Origin of the sequence: Pseudomonas sp. Pseusp16, from assembly GCF_047324915.1 — a bacterium.
In the GTDB taxonomy this organism is placed as follows: domain Bacteria; phylum Pseudomonadota; class Gammaproteobacteria; order Pseudomonadales; family Pseudomonadaceae; genus Aquipseudomonas; species Aquipseudomonas fluorescens_CD.
In genome coordinates, this window is sequence record NZ_CP168522.1 from 2919239 (window position 1) to 2936355 (window position 17117).

Genomic DNA, 17117 nt, shown 5'->3' on the forward strand with positions numbered 1-17117 from the left:
AGGTCGGTGCCTGAGCCACCCTCACCTATTGGACTGAACCAAACATAAGGCACCCGCAAAGCAGCTGCCTCTGACCGGATCAATATGGAAAAGAACACGCTGACGGTATCCCCCGGGAAGACCCAGGGCTACGGCAACCCTTTCCACCTGAAGATCACCTTGGGCGCGGCTCTGCGTGAGCCAGGCCGCCCGGCAGAGCGGATCTTGTTTGTCAGACACGACTCATTGTTTGACCGCTGAAAGTTACTTCACCACGTACTTCGCGCCGTGTGGATCGTTGAGTTTTGCCTGCAACATCCCCCACTCGCGCCGAATGATCGAGTAAGGAATAAAGATGCTGAGCCTCTCAGCCCCCTTTACGCCGGGGTGATCGCTCACATCGTTCAGTGTGGTTGAGTAGAAGCCGACATTGATGCCGACAATACAGCCGTCGCTGGCAAGAACCGGCCCACCCGACATGCCCTTGACCAGCGGGGCATCATGAATGGCATAGAGATCACCGCTGTGTTCATCGGCATTGATGAATGGCGTTTGGTACACCTTGCCTTTCCCGGCAGCGGTCATGAGGTAAGGACTCGCCCCAGCGGCAGTTATGCTCTCGCCCACACGCGGTGCGCGCCATGATGGGTAATGGCCGTTGGCCTTGTGCTGGATGAAGACGAGATCGCAGCCTGTGCTGCAACTGTACTTCACGTTGGGGATGAACGGAGTGTGGCGCGTGGTTACGGCGTAGTCCTCGTTCCATTGCACGGCCGAGGCCATGTATAGATACGGCACAGGGAAGCCCGAATAGACTGAAAAATATGAATCATTAGTAGGCCCCGAAAAGTCGGGTTTAACGATGCCGTTGCATCCTGCAGTTACAGCTCCAATTAAAAAGTAGGCCATGATCTTGATCATGATATATCACCGACTTAATAGGGAGAATGTGACTGTTTTTTGTTGTCAGTATTTTGACTTTTATCGGGTTGCAGTACTCCTCGCCACTTGCTCTAGTTCGACGTTTTCATACTTATGGCTGAGATCGCAATGACGCGTATGAATAAATCGCACTAAGGTCAATCGCTTTTCGAACAACTGTAAAAGTTCAAATATTTGGCGCCTGAAAAACATTAAACACGAGGAAATAAAACAAGAGTGGCTATCGTTAATGGCGTCCACCTGAGAGTGGGTCAGAAGGTTTAAACCTTATTCAGGACGAGACAAGGCAAAGAAAAAAGGGGAACCCTTTCGGATTCCCCTTCACACCGTCCAGCAGTGCGGATTTTGTTTGGCAGGCGCGATTGGGCTCGAACTAACGCCCCCTACCCTGTCAAGGCGACCCGAAACGAAGAACCCATCAAGATGATGGAGTGACTTTTCCATGTCACAGCCCTGGTTACCGAACCCCCCATCCAGACGCACTGCGCAGCCAATCCCCCTAACCAAAACAAACGTACGTTCGCGGCTTTTTAAAGATTTTACTAAAGATGAAACGTATCATCAGCGAAATTATCGAGTCAGCCACAAAGTACCCGCGCTTTGATCTGCGCCACCACCCGCCTCAACACCTTCCGAATATCGCTCCTGCCCGGAGCGATGTGTGCGAGCAGGTCCATGAGCCAACGGATGCAAAGAGACAACGCCATCACAATGATCGTAGATAAAAAAACACCAACACCCGCCTTCGACTTGCCAAGCCCTGTTGAAAAAAACAACTCCCTCGAATCACTCATGGCGAACCTGCAACCCTGGTCGTTCAACAAACCAGAATGCTTGCTGATTGGCGATGAAACGACTATCAACCTGACTCCCACGGAATGCATAGTACTGGACTTATTAGCAAGTGGAACTGAACGCGTTGTAAGTAACGAAGAAATCCTTGTAAGGTTAAACAAGGACCCTGGCAACTATAAAGGATTGCGCATGTGCCTAAGCAGGCTACAAGCAAAGTTCAAGAAAGTTACCAAGGGCGATAACCTCTTTCGGCCAGTAAGAAATCGTGGTTACTGCCTCACCCAGGTAATACATCCTGATTGAGCCCGATATCTCAGGGGCATATGGCGCAATGATCGCCCCGGCCTGGCTCACCTACGTGTACTGCTACAAGGGGCCATGGCGGCAAGGGTTCGCCCCGCCAGCCACTTCAGGAGGGGAGCTGCGTTTGACGCAGCTGGCGAGGCAAACGATTAAACGCTAGCTGAATTGCTTAGCCAGGCGCCTTCATCCTGTCTGAATTGGTGCCCACCCTGACCAGTTGCTGGCCATTCAGTAATCCATCTGAAACACACCAGGCCGGGCGAGCGGTCATGACTTTACCCAGCGCAGCGCCAAGTGTCCCGAACACAATCCTGAACAAAATTAACATTGAGTCTGCCGGTGAACGGCGGGCAAGGTCCCGGGAAGACACAGAACCATGGGAAGCCAGTGCACCTGGAGCTTGTCATGGACCAGGCGCTGCGGAAGGTGGCGCTGGAGTGCGTGAAGTCGCCGAAGGTCTACCCACTACTCGCCGAAGGTGTGCAAACGCACCCGGATGGACGCCAAGCTACACTGGAACGCAGTGACACCGGACCACCCGACCAAGTCGCTTGTCCAGGCGCAGGACGACTCGAAGGCCTACGATGAGTTGCCGGCCGGTGAGCGCCCTACTTTCCATGAAATCCGCGCGCTCGGTGCCCAGCTGTATGAGCAGCAAGGTTTTGAGCAGGAATACATTCAGGGTCTGATGGGGCACCGAGCATTATCAGCCTGGACACAGTGATGATGAGGTGGCTTACAGGAAGGTGAAGACTGATTTGAAACCTTGAAAAGTGGTTCGTCTTTCCAAATCGATTCCAACGCTTTTCCAAATGACAACAAAAAAGGGCCCACCTTTCGGTGAGCCCTTCCAGACCGCCCAGCAGAGCGGATTTTGTTTGGTAGGCGCGATTGGACTCGAACCAACGACCCCCACCATGTCAATGTCTGCTTGAGCAAGCTACAAGCCCTGGTGCTCTTGGCTTTCACAGAACGCCCATTCACATCATGAGGCGTCAACAATGGCCAATATTCGCTCCCTTCCGTCCGGCAACTGGAACGCTCAAGTACGGGTAAAAGGTAAATCTCCCCAGTCGAAAACCTTCAGCACCAAGGCTGAAGCAGAGTCATGGGCGAAACAGATCGAAGCCGTGACGATGGATCGCAAGCATCACACCATTTACACGCTGGGCATGACCTACTGCGAAACGATGCTCAAGGGAAAAGGCAGCTACGACCACGCACTGAAAATCGTGGAGCATCTGGGCAGGCACTTCACACAACCAATCCATGAAATCACCCCGCAGATGATCAACGACTTCAAGATCATGCGATTGAAGAAGGTCAAGCCGTCTACGTGCAGAACGCAGCTCGCATTCATGTCGCGATTCTACCGGTTCGCCAAACGTGGGTTGTTGATCGACATTCATAACCCTGTCAGTGACATTGCCCTTCCAAAGCCTGACCGATCTTCTGACAAGGTGATCCGTGCAAGCGAGCTTGAGCGATTACTGGCGAAACTATCTCCCACCATGCAACTCATTGTGGAACTGGCATACGAGACGGCAATGCGACGCTCCGAAATCCTGAAGCTGACGAAGGACTGCCTGCACCTCAATGACCGCATTGCCGATGTGATCGACGGGAAGAACGGCACACGATCAGTCCCCCTCACCCACCGGGCTGTTGAAATTCTCCAACTTGCCCAACTGTGGGCCACTGTGGGACGCCACCCGAACGGCCAAGTGTTTACGGTTACACCGCACGCCGTAACTCAGGCTGTGCGCTTGGCACGCGTGAAGGCAGGCTTAGACAGTAGCGTTCGACTTCACCAACTCAGACACACCAGAATCACGAATGTCGCGAAAAAGGGATTCAACAACGCTCAGATCATGATTGTATCGGGACACCGAGACACTCGATCCGTAGCGCGATACTCCCATCTGAATGTCAAGGACGTGCTTCATCTCATCGACTGATATTCACTAACCGCCTTCTGCCAGCCAACCATCCGGCTGGCAGTTTGCCCATGTGCGAGCACGCACCACTGCCAATATGTCGTTGTTGGTGTTGCCACAACAAAGTGACAGCAATAAATCAAACATCCGCTTAAACATAATTTAAGCATTATTCGTGCCAACTATAGACAAAACCCGAAAATGATGGTAAAATACCGTATAAGCACAGAGAAACAAACACTCTGACTTACGTTCGGTGCTGATCATTCCAAGTCAGGCCGAACAGCCAACCTTCAGGGGTTCCAGATGTTCAACCGGGTAACATGGCTCACACTCGGTCGATGGTCTGATTCACCATCGACGTTCCCGCCGTAGCGTTCAAGAGTTGTAGGCTTTCAACTCATCGGCAACAACTTCGCAACACACATACATCTAGACATCGCGTGAACTTGAGACGCATAAGAGGCTACCACCTGTTATGCGTTTTCTTTTGCTCGCTTGTTCGTTCCACCCCATTTCCATAGGAGAACTTATGGCCGTAGTAATTCGGCTGTGTAAGCACTGCTGCACGCCATTCCCAAGTAAGACTCAGCGAGCGTTGTACTGTTCGCAGACATGTAACAAAGAATTCCACCGCTCGAAGAAACGCAAACTAATCAACCTCGACACAATCAACCCACCACAATCGGAGGAGCAAACAAATGAAGGGTGAACAGAAGAAACAGGATTCACTTGAATACCTGAAGGCGTACATCGCCAGACATTGCGGGCGAATGACACCAGAGCAGATTAGCGAAGAACTTCAGGTGCCGCTGTTTGCGGTGAAGATGCACTGGCCTAACCCAGTTCGTTAATACACTACACACTCACCCACATCTAAAGGAGGACAACCAAAACACTATGAAAAGGAACTTACCACCATGGCAATATACTTTGTCGTCAACGCTCCATCCAACCTGATCACATCAGTAGTTAGTACCAGCTACTCACTAGCCGACACCAAGCTCACCCGATTTGTTCTGGCATCTGAGAAGTCTCTAACCACCTACTACAAATATTGTAAGAAAAATCCAGACCTGCTGATGGACATTGGCGAACTCATGTCACGAAGTCCGCATGTGTCTGATCAAGTTTCAACGGGTCGTACAGGTAGTGCAACAGTCCAGCGTAATCGATACCGCGACGAGCCTGTGTGCAAGCCTGTGAATCGCGAAGAGAAAATTCGCTGTTGGATTGAATCACATCCAAGTGCCAACGCATGGAATTTGGATTTTGAGTTCTGCCTGGGGATCACTGTGGCACGAGCATACATCGTTAAATACCGCCCTTGATCCACGCCTACTTGCTGCCTCAAACGGTTATAAAAGTGGCAATCCAATGGGCTACCCCAGTTACCACTTTTCCGCTGCTACACGCCCCGAATTCCGGACACCAAACACCCAATTATCGCCACATCACAGCCTATATCGGGCTGGCAAACAACTATCGCCAACTTTTTGGCAAACATACATCTATTGAGAGGAAACACATATGACAAACACCGTACTAATCACAGCAACAAAACAAATGATCGCTGAGTGTAGAGCTGCTGCTGAACGCGACTACCTTAGCCGCGTTGGCGGACACGACGTGATCTTCGGGGCAGAGCCTGATGAGCGCGGAAATCTCCCACGCAAACTATTCCGAGGTGCACGAGTTGAGTTCACTGCTACGGGTATTAACGCACTTCTTGATCTTGTGTTTGAGAAAGTTGCACAGGGCTACAAGCGATGCGACACAGAGGCTACAAGTTACGGAATTGAGCACTTCGTGTATTTGTTAAAGCCAGAGGCGGAGATTCAGGCTGATTTGGTTTTTGTGTTGAGGGAGGCTGAAGACGAATTGCGTGCACGAGTCGAGAAGGCGAATGAGGAAATCATTGCCAACACCGTTGCTCAGCGTAAGGCTCAAGTGTTGAAAGAACGTGAAGAAGCAGCCAAGGCAGCAGACGCAGCCCTTGAAGCTGAGCTTGAAGCCGAAGTGAGAGCCGCCCTGAAAGGGGGTAAATAATATGTTGGATGCCACTACCAGAATCTTGATGTTGAAGTATGACCCGACTAACCCGCTACTTGAATGGGTGAATCAACCGCAATCGGCTCACGTAGAAAAACAAGCTGACCCAGTTAACGTGGTTAAGAGTGAAGATGGGAAGATGCGGATTGTAGTCGTAATGTCATCTGCCCTGTACACCGATAAGCAAATCACGAAAGCGTGTGATGAGTTTAACTCTGTGTATCCAGAGTACATGAGTTACAGTTACCAACTTCCAGCAACCATGTTCGGGATTCCAGCAGATAGCTGGGTTCTCGTAGTACCAGAAGGAGAGGCGGAATGACGTCCACGCTACAGCAGCACCTGTGTCGATTGGACGAACATTCGCATAGAAATGCATACCTCCTTACGACGGCGGTTAATTTTAGCCCTCGTAAATTGAACAAGGCTCTGAGGGAACGTATGCGTTCAATGCTGGACGTATCCAAATACAAATCTGTTTGGGTCAGAGTTGAAGGTGGCGTCCTGCTTGCAGTGAGTGGCCCACTTGTAGTTACAGAGATTGTGTCCAGTTTCTTGTCCTCGTACAGAGAGACAGGCGGTTATACAGAGTCTCTGTTGTATCGTGGTTCGGCCCGTAAGTTGTTTCACGCCGTCGTGCAGTCGCAGTTAGAGGGGGGCGTGCAAACATCAAGAGGCTACGGAGCGTCCAGATGAATCATGATCCTTTAGCAATCTTGCTGGCGAATCGGTGCTTCGTTGGTGCGGTAATGTTTCATTGTCGCTCTCAGTGGCAAAACGTGATGGTGGGTGGCTTTACCTGGTTGATGCCTTGAATCGGAGTTTGTGGTCGTGTGTTCGATGGTGCCAGCGAAGTAAGTGCCGTTCCAAAAAATAGTTTTGTGCTGGTTCCTGAAATCGGGTTGATAGCGTAAACTGGGGTGATCACATACAAAAAATCAGGGATGTTCGATTATGGCAAAGTCCGATGTTAGTAATATTCCAACTTTTGGTGAGGTGGCTGCGGAAGATGATGCTATTCTCGAATATTTTGTACAAACCGACTCTGTTGATACTGTAGTCAATGGAATCAAATTTCTGATTCTTGGTCGGAAGGGTTCAGGTAAGACAGCTCTGTTCCGTTATTTCAACGAAAGACAACCAGCCGGTAGTTTGTCGTTAGCGCTCAATCTTCGTGGTTATCCATGGGCGATGCATGCAAGACGAAACGATCCAGAAGCCGCTACAGCAGAACAGTATGAGGCAAGCTGGAAATACGTAATTGTTACAGAGTTTGCCCAAATGGTTCTTTCGAAGATGACGGGCACATCAAAATGGACAGATCAAGCTAAATCTCTTCAGTCGTTCTTTCAGCAAAATTACGGCGGAATTAACGTCACTCTGGATGATATTTTACGGCCTGTCGCATTGCAGCTTTCTAAAGCGTCATTTGAACCCACCATTCTAGGGTGTAAGCTTTTCTCTATCAGTTTGGAAAGGGATAATGATCAGGTTGGGTTGTCGCGCGAACTCAATGCATTGTCCGATGCGATATTTGAAGCGGCATCATACGTTAGCAAAAGAGAGGGGTTGGAAAAGATACTGCTGCACTTCGACGAACTTGACCAAGGAATGGTTGACTATGACGAGCAACGACAGCTTATGTTGATCGGTTTGATTTTGGCTTGCAGAAGCGTTAATCAAATGTCAGTGAGGAATTCTGTAAGTTTGAAGTCAATAGTTTATCTTCGATCAGATATGTGGGAGCGACTTACATTCTCTGATAAGAATAAAATCACGATGACCAATAAGTCGGAAATCAAGTGGGGAGAGGAATCGCTACGCAGGCTCATTGATCTTCGAATACAGAAATATATACCAAATGCAACCTGGACAGAAATATGCGATGACGAGTTGATGAGGGGGCGTCAACCGAAACTTACACACATTGTTGCTCGCACATTCGATCGGCCTCGTGACGTAATCAGCTTTATGAATAATATGCTTGAAATATCAAGAGAGCGTCGAGCCCAGCCCGGTGAGTTGTCGGTCTTCACCAATAAAGATGTGGTGGCAGCCAGGACTGATTACTCCAACTATCTCAAGGCGGAACTAGATGATGAGATCAATCCACACTGGGAGGAATGGAGTCAAGCATTGTTAGTGATTTCTGGGCTTGGAAAGCTTTCTTTTACAAAATCGGCATTTACGGCAGCGTATAACGCGACAAACTTAGCGAAGATGGTTCCGAGCGAAGAGGCAATAAAGGTTCTTTACGAGTTTTCGGTTGTCGGAACCTACAAAGTGTCTTCAGGGTATGGTGGAAGTGGCTGGTCCTTCCGATACAAAGATACGGGTTCCAAGTGGGACGAAAACGCCGATTCGTTTAAGTTGCATCTCGGCCTCAAAGAGTATGCCGGAGTTAATGAGTAGCGCCCTTCCAAGTTCGGAGCAGGGCTTTCTTGCTCGTGCTATTCAAGTGCACGAGCAAATTCATTCAGGGGGGAGCGACGACAGGGTTGCTCACCAAGTGCTGCTCAAATGTCAATCTTTCTTTTAAGTAAGCAATTGACAGGCGTTTTCGTCCTGTGTAGTATTCGCTGCCTGTTCTGAAGGGGACAGGCCAATTGCCAGCATGTAGCTGGCCCCCGATATCCGGCATTCAACGCCAACCCAATTGAAGGTAACGCCATGACATTGAACTTTACTCCAGGAGAACCATATGACCGCAGCAGCCCGCAACACCCGTAAGAACACCGCAAAAGCCCGTAACACCTCCCTCCGCAACACCCCTCGCAGCACCAATCTAATCAGTCCCAGCATTACCAGAAGCCCTAGCCCTAGTCTCATTCCGCTCGATGCCGCTGCGTTGAACCGTGCGAAGCGTGACTCCGCTATGCGTTCAGCGAGAGCCACAGCAGCCCATGCTGCCCGTAGAGAGAATGAGCAGGCCATATTTGGCAGACCCGCCACCGCCATTGAGCGTGGACGCCTGCGTCACTTCAATTCCTACATCAAGAACGTCCTTATCCCTGAGTGCAGGGCCGAAGGCATTGAAGTAAGGGATGTCTTCAATCGCGCCATTGAGCAACTGAAGACGCACTAACCTCACATTCATCGCTGAGATTCCGGCAGACCAAAGCGAGGGTGTCACCGCCCTCGCCCAGTCAGCTCGGTCTTACTGCGCCTGCGATTTGACTACCCTACCGGCACCACCCAATGAGGGACTGCCCATGACATGAACTTGAAGGAGAATTCTTGATGAGCAATATCGTCCGCAATAAAGCAATCCATACCGCTATCGCACGCCCCGGCGCTGGAAAGACGGAAGCCCTGTTACGCAATCTTCCAGCCATTCAAGAAGCAGGCAAGCGCGTTGTCCTGGCACTTCCAACTCTTGCACTGATTGACCACATTGAGCAGCGAGCATCAAGTGCATCCATATCGTGTCGTATTGTCGATCATCGAAATGGTGACCTTGTAGCCCCTCAACTGGAAGCTGCCCTGCGTGAAAAACAGGACTCGCTCATCATTTGCACTCAGGAGGCTGTTCGGCGTGTAGAACATTCGCTGTTACGCGGGTGGATGCTTGTCATCGACGAAGTGCCCAAGGTAGTCGATTACCCTGACTACCCCTTGAATCCGATTGAGCTGAATCGTGTGTTTGAATACACGTATGAAGCGAGTGGGCAGCTGTGGATCAAAGATGACTTAGAGCAGTTGGTCCAAGATCAAGTGAGCACCAATCGTGCAGACTCGACTGGGGCTGACTGCTCCACCTTGGGCGACCCTGCAGCACACATCTTCCGGCTATTGCTGTGTGACGTTGCGGTCTTCATTGACAAGGCTCAAATCGATGATCGTCGACATGTTCGTGCGGTTGAAGAGTTTCTCGATTGGTGGAAAATTTTATCTTTCGCTGATGAAGTGCATGTTCTGGCTGCAAACATTGCTGGGGGGGAGTTCGAGCAGTTCGCCCGAATTCACGGATTCACTTTCACAGTGTCGATCTTCACGCCCATGGCTGGGCAATACACCAGCCCAGTGCATATTAAACCGATCATGCCGAAGGGGCAGATTTTCAGCAAAGCAAAGATGAACTCCGACCTGGAGGGCAACAAACTCTATGATGTTGCACTGGACATGATTCTTAAGGAAACCAGCAGCAAGCCGCTTCTGTTCGCAAACAACTGGGTTCGGCATACGCAAAAGAGCCGAGTACACCAGGCTCCGATGGATTCCCGCGGCCTGAACGGCTACGACACAGCTACAGAAGCGATACTGTTATTTGGCGGCAACCCCAGCCCCTCGGACAGAAAAGGGTTGGAGAACCTCAGTGAAAAATATGAAGTCGATATACAGGAGATGCTGGACGCATTCGTCACTACCAGACTGTTGGAGCCATCCTTGCAAGCTGTGACCCGTACAGCCATACGTCGGAGCGACAATAAGAATCCGATTCGGCTATATGTGCAGGATGAACGAGTTGCACGATATCTGGTGGATACCTATATGTCTGATGCGGTGATTGACTGGTCATTGAGCAACAAAATCCCAGTCAAGCCCGATGGTCGCAAGAAAGAGCATCCTCTTCGTCCGGCAGTGCTCGACTTACTGGCAAAAAAAGTTGGAGTGAAAGAAATTGCACGCAGAACCAGCGTTACACCAAAGACCATCAGGAACTGGAGAGATAACCCAATCGCTGCTTGAGGTAGTGCTGGGGGGGGGGAGTAATCCTAAAAGGCTTCTTAGGAAAGGTATCCCCCCACTTAAGAGAATCTCTTCGGTAATGAGTTTGGGCAGACTGACTGTGCAGGAGCGTTGATTACCCTAACAGCGGCGCTGTAAACAGTTCGCGTCGAGAGAGGGTCAAGCCTTCTTGGGGCGGAAGCCTCGGTATACCCAGTTCAGCATCAAGCCAACGATGTACATTCCAATGCAGATGCCAAGCCATGCACCCAGATAGGTCAGTACGTGTTTGAGCTGCTTGGCGGGCAGCTCTTCGATATCTTTCTGATAACGCTCGCCCACCTTCTTGATGATGTCCTCTACTTCACCAATGGTGTGTCTGGAATCTTCGTAAATGTTAGCGGGCTTGTGTCCGGTTTCTTTATCTCTGATGTTTTCGATTTCCATCTGTCGCATGGCGAGATCAACTTTGTACCCAGTGGTCAGCCCGTTTTCCGTCTCCATGTTGCTGTAACCCAAGATCATTGTTGCGATCCCAAGGATGAAGCTCACTAGCACCCACAACCGCTGCCATCCATTCATACCGTTTACTTGCATACCGCTCTCCTTATCGTCATGCCTAGATTGGATCAGTAGATTAGTCTATTTCAACAGTAAAACGGTGGTTGGCTGTATTCAGGGTTGCTAGGACAGTAACATGCCTATCCCCGTACGGATCAGGGGTTGTAGCTGTATATGCACAGACTACTATAACTTTAGATGCGGGCGGATTCCCGTTACGCAATACTAAGTTTTCAACCCTGTAGTTGGAAATGATATCTGGTATCAGTTTTGTGCAAATATCATCACCAGCTATTGCCGTAAGTGGTGCAAGCAAGGCGAGTAACACAAGAGGCTGTTTCATTTTATTCGCCGGCTATATAGTTGGTGCCAGTATCCATGATGTCACCGGGCTCCGATAGTGATTAATGGAAACATCCGAATAATCCCTGTTTAACTTAGGGAAACCCCTACGCCTGTCACACGATCAACCTGGGGCAGAGAGGGTGCCCATCGCTCCAGCCCGCATTCCATAAGGGGTTGTGTCAGCGAGGGTTAAGCTATTCGCGTCAAGCGCTCCCAGATTAGAGTTTTTGCACCAGAAATACATATTGCGGCCAGAATCCTCGAATTCGTGCAAGGCGACAGCGGTTCATGGCCCTGAGCACTCCCCGACAGGCAGGATGTCGTCACTGGTCTAGGCTGCTGGTTCCAGCCCTCAAGGAAGATCGCCATGTCAGACCAGAACGAAGCCATAGCCAACGCCCTAGAGCTGCTGGTGATCAGCCAGAACGGCATTGGTGCTGCCATCGAAGAGCTCGCCAAGTGGGTGGCTGGGCGTGGCTCTGTGGATGTTGCAGACAACGCAGTGACAGCCCTGCAAGTACTAGACTCGAACGCTGAAGGCATAGCCAGTGCGATAAGGATTCTTCGTCAAGAGCACTCATAACAAACCTAGAACGACCGTTCATGCAGTGTTATATTGGTTCCCAGACACACTTTCAGGAGCCAAGACATGACCACCAACACCATCGACGTAGTGAGCTACTGCCGTGTGTCCAGCACTGGACAGGGTGAGTCAGGTTTGGGCCTTGAGGCTCAGCGGGAGTACATCGCTCGTGCAGCCCAGCAGAACGGCTGGAACATCGTCGGTGAGTTCGTGGATGTCGTGTCGGGTAAGTTGGCTATCGAGGATCGCCCTGAAGGTGCCAAGGCTTTGGCCCTGTGTAAACAGACGAAGGCAAAGCTGGTTGTAGCCAAGTTGGACCGGTTGTCCCGTTCCGTTCACCATATCGCCCGTCTGCTGGATGAGGCGATGGATTTCAAAGTGGCAACCATGCCACAGGCTGACAAGTTCCAACTTCACTTGTTTGCAGCACTGGCAGAACAGGAGCGGACATTCATCGCTAACCGCACCAAGGAAGCTCTGGCAGCCCTACAGAAGCGTGCTGATGAGGGTGATGTGCAGTCGGTAGAGAAGATCGCCCGCCGTACTGCTGCACTGGAGTTGGGTCGTAATGATGCCAACCGGGCTAAGGGGAATGTGGCTATTCAAGAGCGTGCAAAACTGTGGCTGAAGTCGGTACGCCCACACATCACTGAATGCCTGCACGATAACGGCAGTACACTCCAACAGGTGGCTGACTGCCTGAACGGCAAGGGCATCACCACAAGCCGGGGCGGTAAGTGGTCATCGATGCAAGTGAAGCGCGTGATGGAGAACCTGGCCCTCACGTTCCCATCGAAACAAGCAGCGTTGTGAGGTTGTGTGAGGCCATGCTGGGTCATTCTCGTGATGATCCGTCACACCTTTGACCCAGAGGAAGCACTGTTGTAGGTCGTCTGTAGTGGTGCTGTAGAGCCCCACAGGCGGTCCAGCAGGGTGCTCAACTTATTTTGTTTTTTCAGACGTTTCCATTCGCCCCCTCTGCACGCTGCTTAGCGGTTCGGCGGTTTCCGAGTAAATCTCCTACAATCGCCTCGCTCGCCCGGTGTGTGCAGTGCCCGTCTTCGCTGGATGTCAGTACGTCACGCCGGGGGAGCCCCATCATTATTTATTCGGCTGGCGTACAGATCGACCCCCACCCCATGCAAAGTCCGAAAAACGGCGGGGCCAAAATCCTGTGGAAAGCAGTCTTGGCTATTCGCAAAAGTAGGCGGTCTTGTAAGCCTTGATGGCGAGTACCGTGGCTGGCTCACTTAGATGAGCGGGGTTGTCTTCTAGATATTTGATTACGATCCGGGCATTTTGGCTGATGGTCGTTCCCGTTTTTGGGAAGCAGGTCCGATACTCTTTTGGTAGAGAGCTGTTTACGACTGCCAGAGTTGATTCAACCGCTTCAACAATTCCAGCACAGTAACCTGCTTCGAAGGGGTTAACAGCCTTTTCACCCTCTATCGTCTTAATGGCCGATTTGCAGGCCAGTAGGAGATGGTTTCCGTCTGACGCTGCCATAGTCTCGCCGCTCACCAGCACCCCAGCCAGTGCAACCGCTCCAATCCATGCCTTCATGATCATTCTCTTCATACTGTGACGAGCTGCCGAGATTGCACAGCCGCTGCTGTCCACTCACTTCAGATTGCACGCTTGTATGAATTTGTCTGTTTCTCGTGTTGATCCACCTACGGATACGGTTCCAGACCACTTGGAATTGAACTCTTCGGATTGAAGTCCCAGTTGAACCACCGACTTCGCTTCACGGAGGTCAGCTAAGACCTTCAGGATTTCATCTTTCTCGAAAGTGACGTACTGAGCGTAATCGCTATTGCGCTTGGCGCTCTGCGCTGTGAAGCGATGAATCTCACCTTTGTCGACCTTGATCAGAAGTTTCCAAGCTGAGCTGTTCCGTCCCTCTGTCCATTTTTCTTTCTGCAAGAGTGCGAGGGACAGGCTTTCCGAGTCGCAGTCGAATGCAACCGATTGGGCGGGGCTTATGGAGCCGAGCATCATTGCCTTCTTGCCACCTGAGAAGATGTCGTCTTGTGTCGTTGTATACCAATCAGCACTGGCAGTTGTTGAAATGGCAATACCGATGGTTGCAATCGCTGCCGCTATCCCTGCTTTCATGTCGTTACCTGCTAGAGAAGATTTCGCGATTTTAGCCGCTCTCTGGGCACCTTGCCATCACGGCATACTCTCGACAGGTGCATTGGGTTAGTGGACCGGAATCCATCCGTTGTTCTGGTAGCTAGCTACTACCTTCGTGAGCACGTAGCAACATAGTCCGGCAAGCAGTAGCCCGTTCCTGATGTGGTTGTACGTAATCGCCTTTCCGAGCTGGTCATTCGCCTTGTCCCTGATTGATTTCTGTTTCTCCTCGGTCACGTGGTCAAGCTTGGAGTTCGTACGAAGGACATCGACTGTCGATTGAAGGCGCATCAGCCCGAACACAGCACTAAGGGCGAATATGAGCAGGCTAAGCAACAGGAATGTCTCTCTGTTCAGACCCAGCGGGGCATAAGCGTTTGTCTGTGCGAGGTAAGCACAGATTGCAACGGTGATTCCGAGTAGGAAATGATCGATTGTGTCTGACTTTTCCAGTGCCTTCAGTGCGAGCTCTTCGCCTCTGTCGAATTCTGCTGTCATATTCTGTCCCTAGATGAGATGAGTTGCGAGCTTACCGGCTGCCGTAGCTGCCTGCCATTGCGTCACATTGATGACCTGGGACTAAGCCTTGGGCTGTCCCGTGTGATCACCGTAGGCGTATCCCATCCGTGACGTTTCCCGTTCACGTTCCCGGCTGTACATGTCACTGAGCGCCCATTTCAACCGTTCGTGTTCAACCTTCAACGCTGCCAGCTCCGTCGAACTGTCCCGGTGCATGACGATCAGGCTGGCGATGTTCTGGTGGGCCTTCCGTAAGTCCCGGCGTGTCGTCTCCAGCTCCGCACACAGTAGGTCGCACTGGTGCTTCAGCATCTCCGTGTAGGAGGGCATCCCCAGTTCAAACCCGCTGTCATCGATCAAATCGTCTGTCATTACGCACACGCCATTAACTGTATATGCAAACAGTATAGGTGCCAGTGACGACGCTCAAGACAAGGACGATGGGTGGTGATCAAGATTGATAGCCTGCTGCACGATTGCAGCATGGACAGGGTTGTTCACCGCCCTGCTCCGCCGTGACTACAGAGGAACAAAATCAGCTCGGAATAAGTCGTTATCGGCATTCACATTGCCCAGTGTGAACGAACCCGATATTTTGTGAACGTTCTGCATGAAATCCAAGGCAACAAAAAGGGCCCACCTTTCGGTGGACCCTTCCAGACCGCCCAGCAGAGCGGATTTTGTTTGGTAGGCGCGATTGGACTCGAACCAACGACCCCCACCATGTCAAGGTGGTGCTCTAACCAACTGAGCTACGTGCCTGCTGTGAGGCGGCATTCTACGGAATTCCGGAGGGGTGTCAACACCTTTTTTCGAGCTAACCCTATGAATATGCAAAATATTTAATTTCACGGGTACAAAGAAGATTTTCCGGGTGGCTGGCGGCCGATTTTCAACTCGGGTAGGATCAACGCACTCGTAAAATATATTAAACAGAGGCTGCAGGATGGCGAACACCCCCTACCCAGAGTCCTACTACGCCGCATCGGCCAATGCGGTTCCGCCGCGCCCGGCGTTGCAGGATGACGTCGAGACCGATGTCTGTGTAATTGGCGCCGGTTATACGGGGCTGTCCTCTGCCCTGTTCCTGCTGGAGAGCGGCTTCAAGGTCACGGTGCTCGAGGCCGCCAAGGTGGGTTTCGGGGCGTCCGGGCGTAATGGCGGCCAGATCGTCAACAGCTACAGCCGCGATATCGATGTCATCGAGCGCACGGTCGGCCCCAAGCAAGCTCAGTTGCTGGGGCAGATGGCCTTTGAAGGTGGCCGGATCATTCGTGAGCGCGTCGCCAGATACAACATTCAGTGCGACTTGAAGGACGGTGGCGTGTTCGCCGCCATGACTGCCAGGCAGATGGGCCATCTCGAATCCCAGAAGCGCCTGTGGGAGCGATTCGGGCATACCCAGCTCGAGCTGATGGATCAACGCCGTATTCGCGAAGTAGTGGCTTGCGATCAATACGTCGGCGGCATGCTCGACATGAGTGGCGGCCATATCCATCCGCTTAACCTGGCGCTGGGAGAGGCCGCAGCGGTGGAATCTCTGGGCGGGACGATTTATGAGCAGTCGCCGGCCATACGCATCGAGCGCGGCGCCACCCCGGTCGTGCACACGCCGCAAGGCAAGGTCAGGGCCAGGTTCATCATCGTCGCCGGCAACGCTTATCTGGGCAATCTGGTGCCGGAACTGGCCGCCAAGTCGATGCCTTGTGGCACTCAAGTGATTACCACCGAGCCACTGGGCGAAGAGCTGGCGAAGGCCTTGCTGCCTCAGGACTACTGTGTCGAGGACTGCAACTACTTGCTCGACTACTACCGTCTCAGCGGCGACAAGCGCCTGATTTTCGGTGGCGGCGTGGTATACGGCGCGCGGGATCCGGCGAACATCGAAGCGATCATTCGACCGAAGATGCTCAAGGCGTTCCCGCAACTCAAGGACGTGAAGATCGATTACGCGTGGACGGGCAACTTCCTGCTGACCCTGTCGCGCCTGCCTCAGGTCGGACGCCTGGGCGACAACATTTACTATTCCCAGGGCTGCAGCGGCCATGGCGTGACCTACACGCACCTGGCGGGCAAGGTCCTGGCCGAAGCCCTGCGCGGCCAGGCCGAGCGTTTTGACGCGTTTGCCGACCTGCCCCACTACCCGTTCCCTGGCGGACAAATGCTGCGCACCCCGTTCGCGGCGCTGGGTGCCTGGTACTATGGATTGCGGGACAAGCTCGGCGTGTGACCGATAGATGCAAAAAGGGCCGCAATGCGCGTGACCCACACTGTAGGAGCGAGCTTGCTCGCGA

19 protein-coding genes and 1 tRNA gene are annotated in these 17117 nt (G+C 51.9%); 12 read left to right on the forward strand and 8 right to left on the reverse strand.

From position 1 onward, the window contains the following. Nucleotides 1-243: 243 nt before the first annotated feature. Complete coding sequence (locus ACEN8Q_RS13150; RefSeq protein WP_413705298.1) at nt 244-900, reverse strand: serine protease; 657 nt, start codon at nt 898-900, stop codon at nt 244-246. 696 nt (nt 901-1596) lie between these two features. Here ACEN8Q_RS13150 and ACEN8Q_RS13155 point away from each other — a divergent pair. The 8 genes from ACEN8Q_RS13155 (at nt 1597) to ACEN8Q_RS13190 (ending at nt 8420) form a co-directional block, all read left to right on the forward strand. Then, on the forward strand, nt 1597-2019 hold the full coding sequence (locus tag ACEN8Q_RS13155; protein WP_413422245.1) for a winged helix-turn-helix domain-containing protein: 423 nt from the start codon (nt 1597-1599) through the stop codon (nt 2017-2019). A 496-nt stretch (nt 2020-2515) separates the two neighbouring features. Further along, nucleotides 2516-2743 carry a hypothetical protein gene (locus ACEN8Q_RS13160; protein WP_413705299.1) on the forward strand — a complete coding sequence of 76 codons (228 nt, stop codon included), beginning with the start codon at nt 2516-2518 and terminating at the stop codon, nt 2741-2743. 277 nt (nt 2744-3020) lie between these two features. Further along, the gene (locus tag ACEN8Q_RS13165; RefSeq protein WP_413705300.1) at nt 3021-3977 is read left to right on the forward strand and encodes a tyrosine-type recombinase/integrase; all 957 of its coding nucleotides are present in this window, start codon (nt 3021-3023) and stop codon (nt 3975-3977) included. Between the two features lie 680 nt (nt 3978-4657). Further along, nucleotides 4658-4810, forward strand: a complete 153-nt coding sequence (locus ACEN8Q_RS13170; RefSeq protein WP_413705301.1) for a hypothetical protein — start codon at nt 4658-4660, stop codon at nt 4808-4810. Between the two features lie 66 nt (nt 4811-4876). Then, complete coding sequence (locus tag ACEN8Q_RS13175; RefSeq protein WP_413705302.1) at nt 4877-5287, forward strand: hypothetical protein; 411 nt, start codon at nt 4877-4879, stop codon at nt 5285-5287. 199 nt (nt 5288-5486) lie between these two features. After that, nucleotides 5487-6005: a hypothetical protein gene (locus ACEN8Q_RS13180; protein ID WP_413705303.1), complete on the forward strand. Its 519-nt coding sequence runs from the start codon at nt 5487-5489 to the stop codon at nt 6003-6005. A 1-nt stretch (nt 6006) separates the two neighbouring features. Then, a complete protein-coding gene (locus tag ACEN8Q_RS13185) occupies nt 6007-6330 on the forward strand; it encodes a hypothetical protein (protein WP_413705304.1) in 324 nt (107 codons plus the stop codon). Nucleotides 6331-6962: 632 nt separating this feature from the next. Next, on the forward strand, nt 6963-8420 hold the full coding sequence (locus ACEN8Q_RS13190; RefSeq protein WP_413705305.1) for a P-loop ATPase, Sll1717 family: 1458 nt from the start codon (nt 6963-6965) through the stop codon (nt 8418-8420). A gap of 469 nt (nt 8421-8889) precedes the next feature. Here ACEN8Q_RS13190 and ACEN8Q_RS13195 read toward each other — a convergent pair whose 3' ends face one another. Continuing rightward, nucleotides 8890-9105, reverse strand: a complete 216-nt coding sequence (locus tag ACEN8Q_RS13195; protein ID WP_413705306.1) for a hypothetical protein — start codon at nt 9103-9105, stop codon at nt 8890-8892. 143 nt (nt 9106-9248) lie between these two features. On the opposite strand from ACEN8Q_RS13195, the gene ACEN8Q_RS13200 reads away from it, so the two are divergent. After that, nucleotides 9249-10697: a DEAD/DEAH box helicase family protein gene (locus tag ACEN8Q_RS13200; protein ID WP_413705307.1), complete on the forward strand. Its 1449-nt coding sequence runs from the start codon at nt 9249-9251 to the stop codon at nt 10695-10697. A 159-nt stretch (nt 10698-10856) separates the two neighbouring features. Here ACEN8Q_RS13200 and ACEN8Q_RS13205 read toward each other — a convergent pair whose 3' ends face one another. After that, on the reverse strand, nt 10857-11273 hold the full coding sequence (locus ACEN8Q_RS13205; RefSeq protein ID WP_413705308.1) for a hypothetical protein: 417 nt from the start codon (nt 11271-11273) through the stop codon (nt 10857-10859). 676 nt (nt 11274-11949) lie between these two features. Between ACEN8Q_RS13205 and ACEN8Q_RS13210 the strand changes: the two genes are divergently transcribed. Continuing rightward, complete coding sequence (locus ACEN8Q_RS13210) at nt 11950-12165, forward strand: hypothetical protein (RefSeq protein WP_413705309.1); 216 nt, start codon at nt 11950-11952, stop codon at nt 12163-12165. A gap of 66 nt (nt 12166-12231) precedes the next feature. Beyond that, nucleotides 12232-12978: a recombinase family protein gene (locus ACEN8Q_RS13215; RefSeq protein WP_413705310.1), complete on the forward strand. Its 747-nt coding sequence runs from the start codon at nt 12232-12234 to the stop codon at nt 12976-12978. A gap of 378 nt (nt 12979-13356) precedes the next feature. On the opposite strand, the gene ACEN8Q_RS13220 is transcribed toward ACEN8Q_RS13215, so the two are convergent. From ACEN8Q_RS13220 to ACEN8Q_RS13240, 5 genes are all read right to left on the reverse strand, one after another. After that, the gene (locus ACEN8Q_RS13220) at nt 13357-13728 is read right to left on the reverse strand and encodes a Rap1a/Tai family immunity protein (protein WP_413705311.1); all 372 of its coding nucleotides are present in this window, start codon (nt 13726-13728) and stop codon (nt 13357-13359) included. 57 nt (nt 13729-13785) lie between these two features. After that, complete coding sequence (locus tag ACEN8Q_RS13225; protein ID WP_413705312.1) at nt 13786-14283, reverse strand: hypothetical protein; 498 nt, start codon at nt 14281-14283, stop codon at nt 13786-13788. Between the two features lie 87 nt (nt 14284-14370). Then, complete coding sequence (locus ACEN8Q_RS13230) at nt 14371-14802, reverse strand: hypothetical protein (protein WP_413705313.1); 432 nt, start codon at nt 14800-14802, stop codon at nt 14371-14373. Between the two features lie 81 nt (nt 14803-14883). Next, nucleotides 14884-15195, reverse strand: a complete 312-nt coding sequence (locus ACEN8Q_RS13235) for a hypothetical protein (protein ID WP_413705314.1) — start codon at nt 15193-15195, stop codon at nt 14884-14886. Nucleotides 15196-15508: 313 nt separating this feature from the next. Further along, nucleotides 15509-15585 (reverse strand) — tRNA-Val (locus tag ACEN8Q_RS13240). Nucleotides 15586-15769: 184 nt separating this feature from the next. Between ACEN8Q_RS13240 and ACEN8Q_RS13245 the strand changes: the two genes are divergently transcribed. Then, a complete protein-coding gene (locus ACEN8Q_RS13245) occupies nt 15770-17053 on the forward strand; it encodes an NAD(P)/FAD-dependent oxidoreductase (protein ID WP_413422249.1) in 1284 nt (427 codons plus the stop codon). Nucleotides 17054-17117 lie beyond the last annotated feature (64 nt).

Coding starts and splice junctions, on each gene's coding strand:
- ACEN8Q_RS13150 (WP_413705298.1), bottom strand. CDS start 900: ATGATCAAGATCATGGCCTACTTTTTAATTGGAGCTGTAACTGCAGGA.
- ACEN8Q_RS13155 (WP_413422245.1), top strand. CDS start 1,597: ATGAGCCAACGGATGCAAAGAGACAACGCCATCACAATGATCGTAGAT.
- ACEN8Q_RS13160 (WP_413705299.1), top strand. CDS start 2,516: ATGGACGCCAAGCTACACTGGAACGCAGTGACACCGGACCACCCGACC.
- ACEN8Q_RS13165 (WP_413705300.1), top strand. CDS start 3,021: ATGGCCAATATTCGCTCCCTTCCGTCCGGCAACTGGAACGCTCAAGTA.
- ACEN8Q_RS13170 (WP_413705301.1), top strand. CDS start 4,658: ATGAAGGGTGAACAGAAGAAACAGGATTCACTTGAATACCTGAAGGCG.
- ACEN8Q_RS13175 (WP_413705302.1), top strand. CDS start 4,877: ATGGCAATATACTTTGTCGTCAACGCTCCATCCAACCTGATCACATCA.
- ACEN8Q_RS13180 (WP_413705303.1), top strand. CDS start 5,487: ATGACAAACACCGTACTAATCACAGCAACAAAACAAATGATCGCTGAG.
- ACEN8Q_RS13185 (WP_413705304.1), top strand. CDS start 6,007: ATGTTGGATGCCACTACCAGAATCTTGATGTTGAAGTATGACCCGACT.
- ACEN8Q_RS13190 (WP_413705305.1), top strand. CDS start 6,963: ATGGCAAAGTCCGATGTTAGTAATATTCCAACTTTTGGTGAGGTGGCT.
- ACEN8Q_RS13195 (WP_413705306.1), bottom strand. CDS start 9,105: ATGAATGTGAGGTTAGTGCGTCTTCAGTTGCTCAATGGCGCGATTGAA.
- ACEN8Q_RS13200 (WP_413705307.1), top strand. CDS start 9,249: ATGAGCAATATCGTCCGCAATAAAGCAATCCATACCGCTATCGCACGC.
- ACEN8Q_RS13205 (WP_413705308.1), bottom strand. CDS start 11,273: ATGCAAGTAAACGGTATGAATGGATGGCAGCGGTTGTGGGTGCTAGTG.
- ACEN8Q_RS13210 (WP_413705309.1), top strand. CDS start 11,950: ATGTCAGACCAGAACGAAGCCATAGCCAACGCCCTAGAGCTGCTGGTG.
- ACEN8Q_RS13215 (WP_413705310.1), top strand. CDS start 12,232: ATGACCACCAACACCATCGACGTAGTGAGCTACTGCCGTGTGTCCAGC.
- ACEN8Q_RS13220 (WP_413705311.1), bottom strand. CDS start 13,728: ATGAAGGCATGGATTGGAGCGGTTGCACTGGCTGGGGTGCTGGTGAGC.
- ACEN8Q_RS13225 (WP_413705312.1), bottom strand. CDS start 14,283: ATGAAAGCAGGGATAGCGGCAGCGATTGCAACCATCGGTATTGCCATT.
- ACEN8Q_RS13230 (WP_413705313.1), bottom strand. CDS start 14,802: ATGACAGCAGAATTCGACAGAGGCGAAGAGCTCGCACTGAAGGCACTG.
- ACEN8Q_RS13235 (WP_413705314.1), bottom strand. CDS start 15,195: ATGACAGACGATTTGATCGATGACAGCGGGTTTGAACTGGGGATGCCC.
- ACEN8Q_RS13245 (WP_413422249.1), top strand. CDS start 15,770: ATGGCGAACACCCCCTACCCAGAGTCCTACTACGCCGCATCGGCCAAT.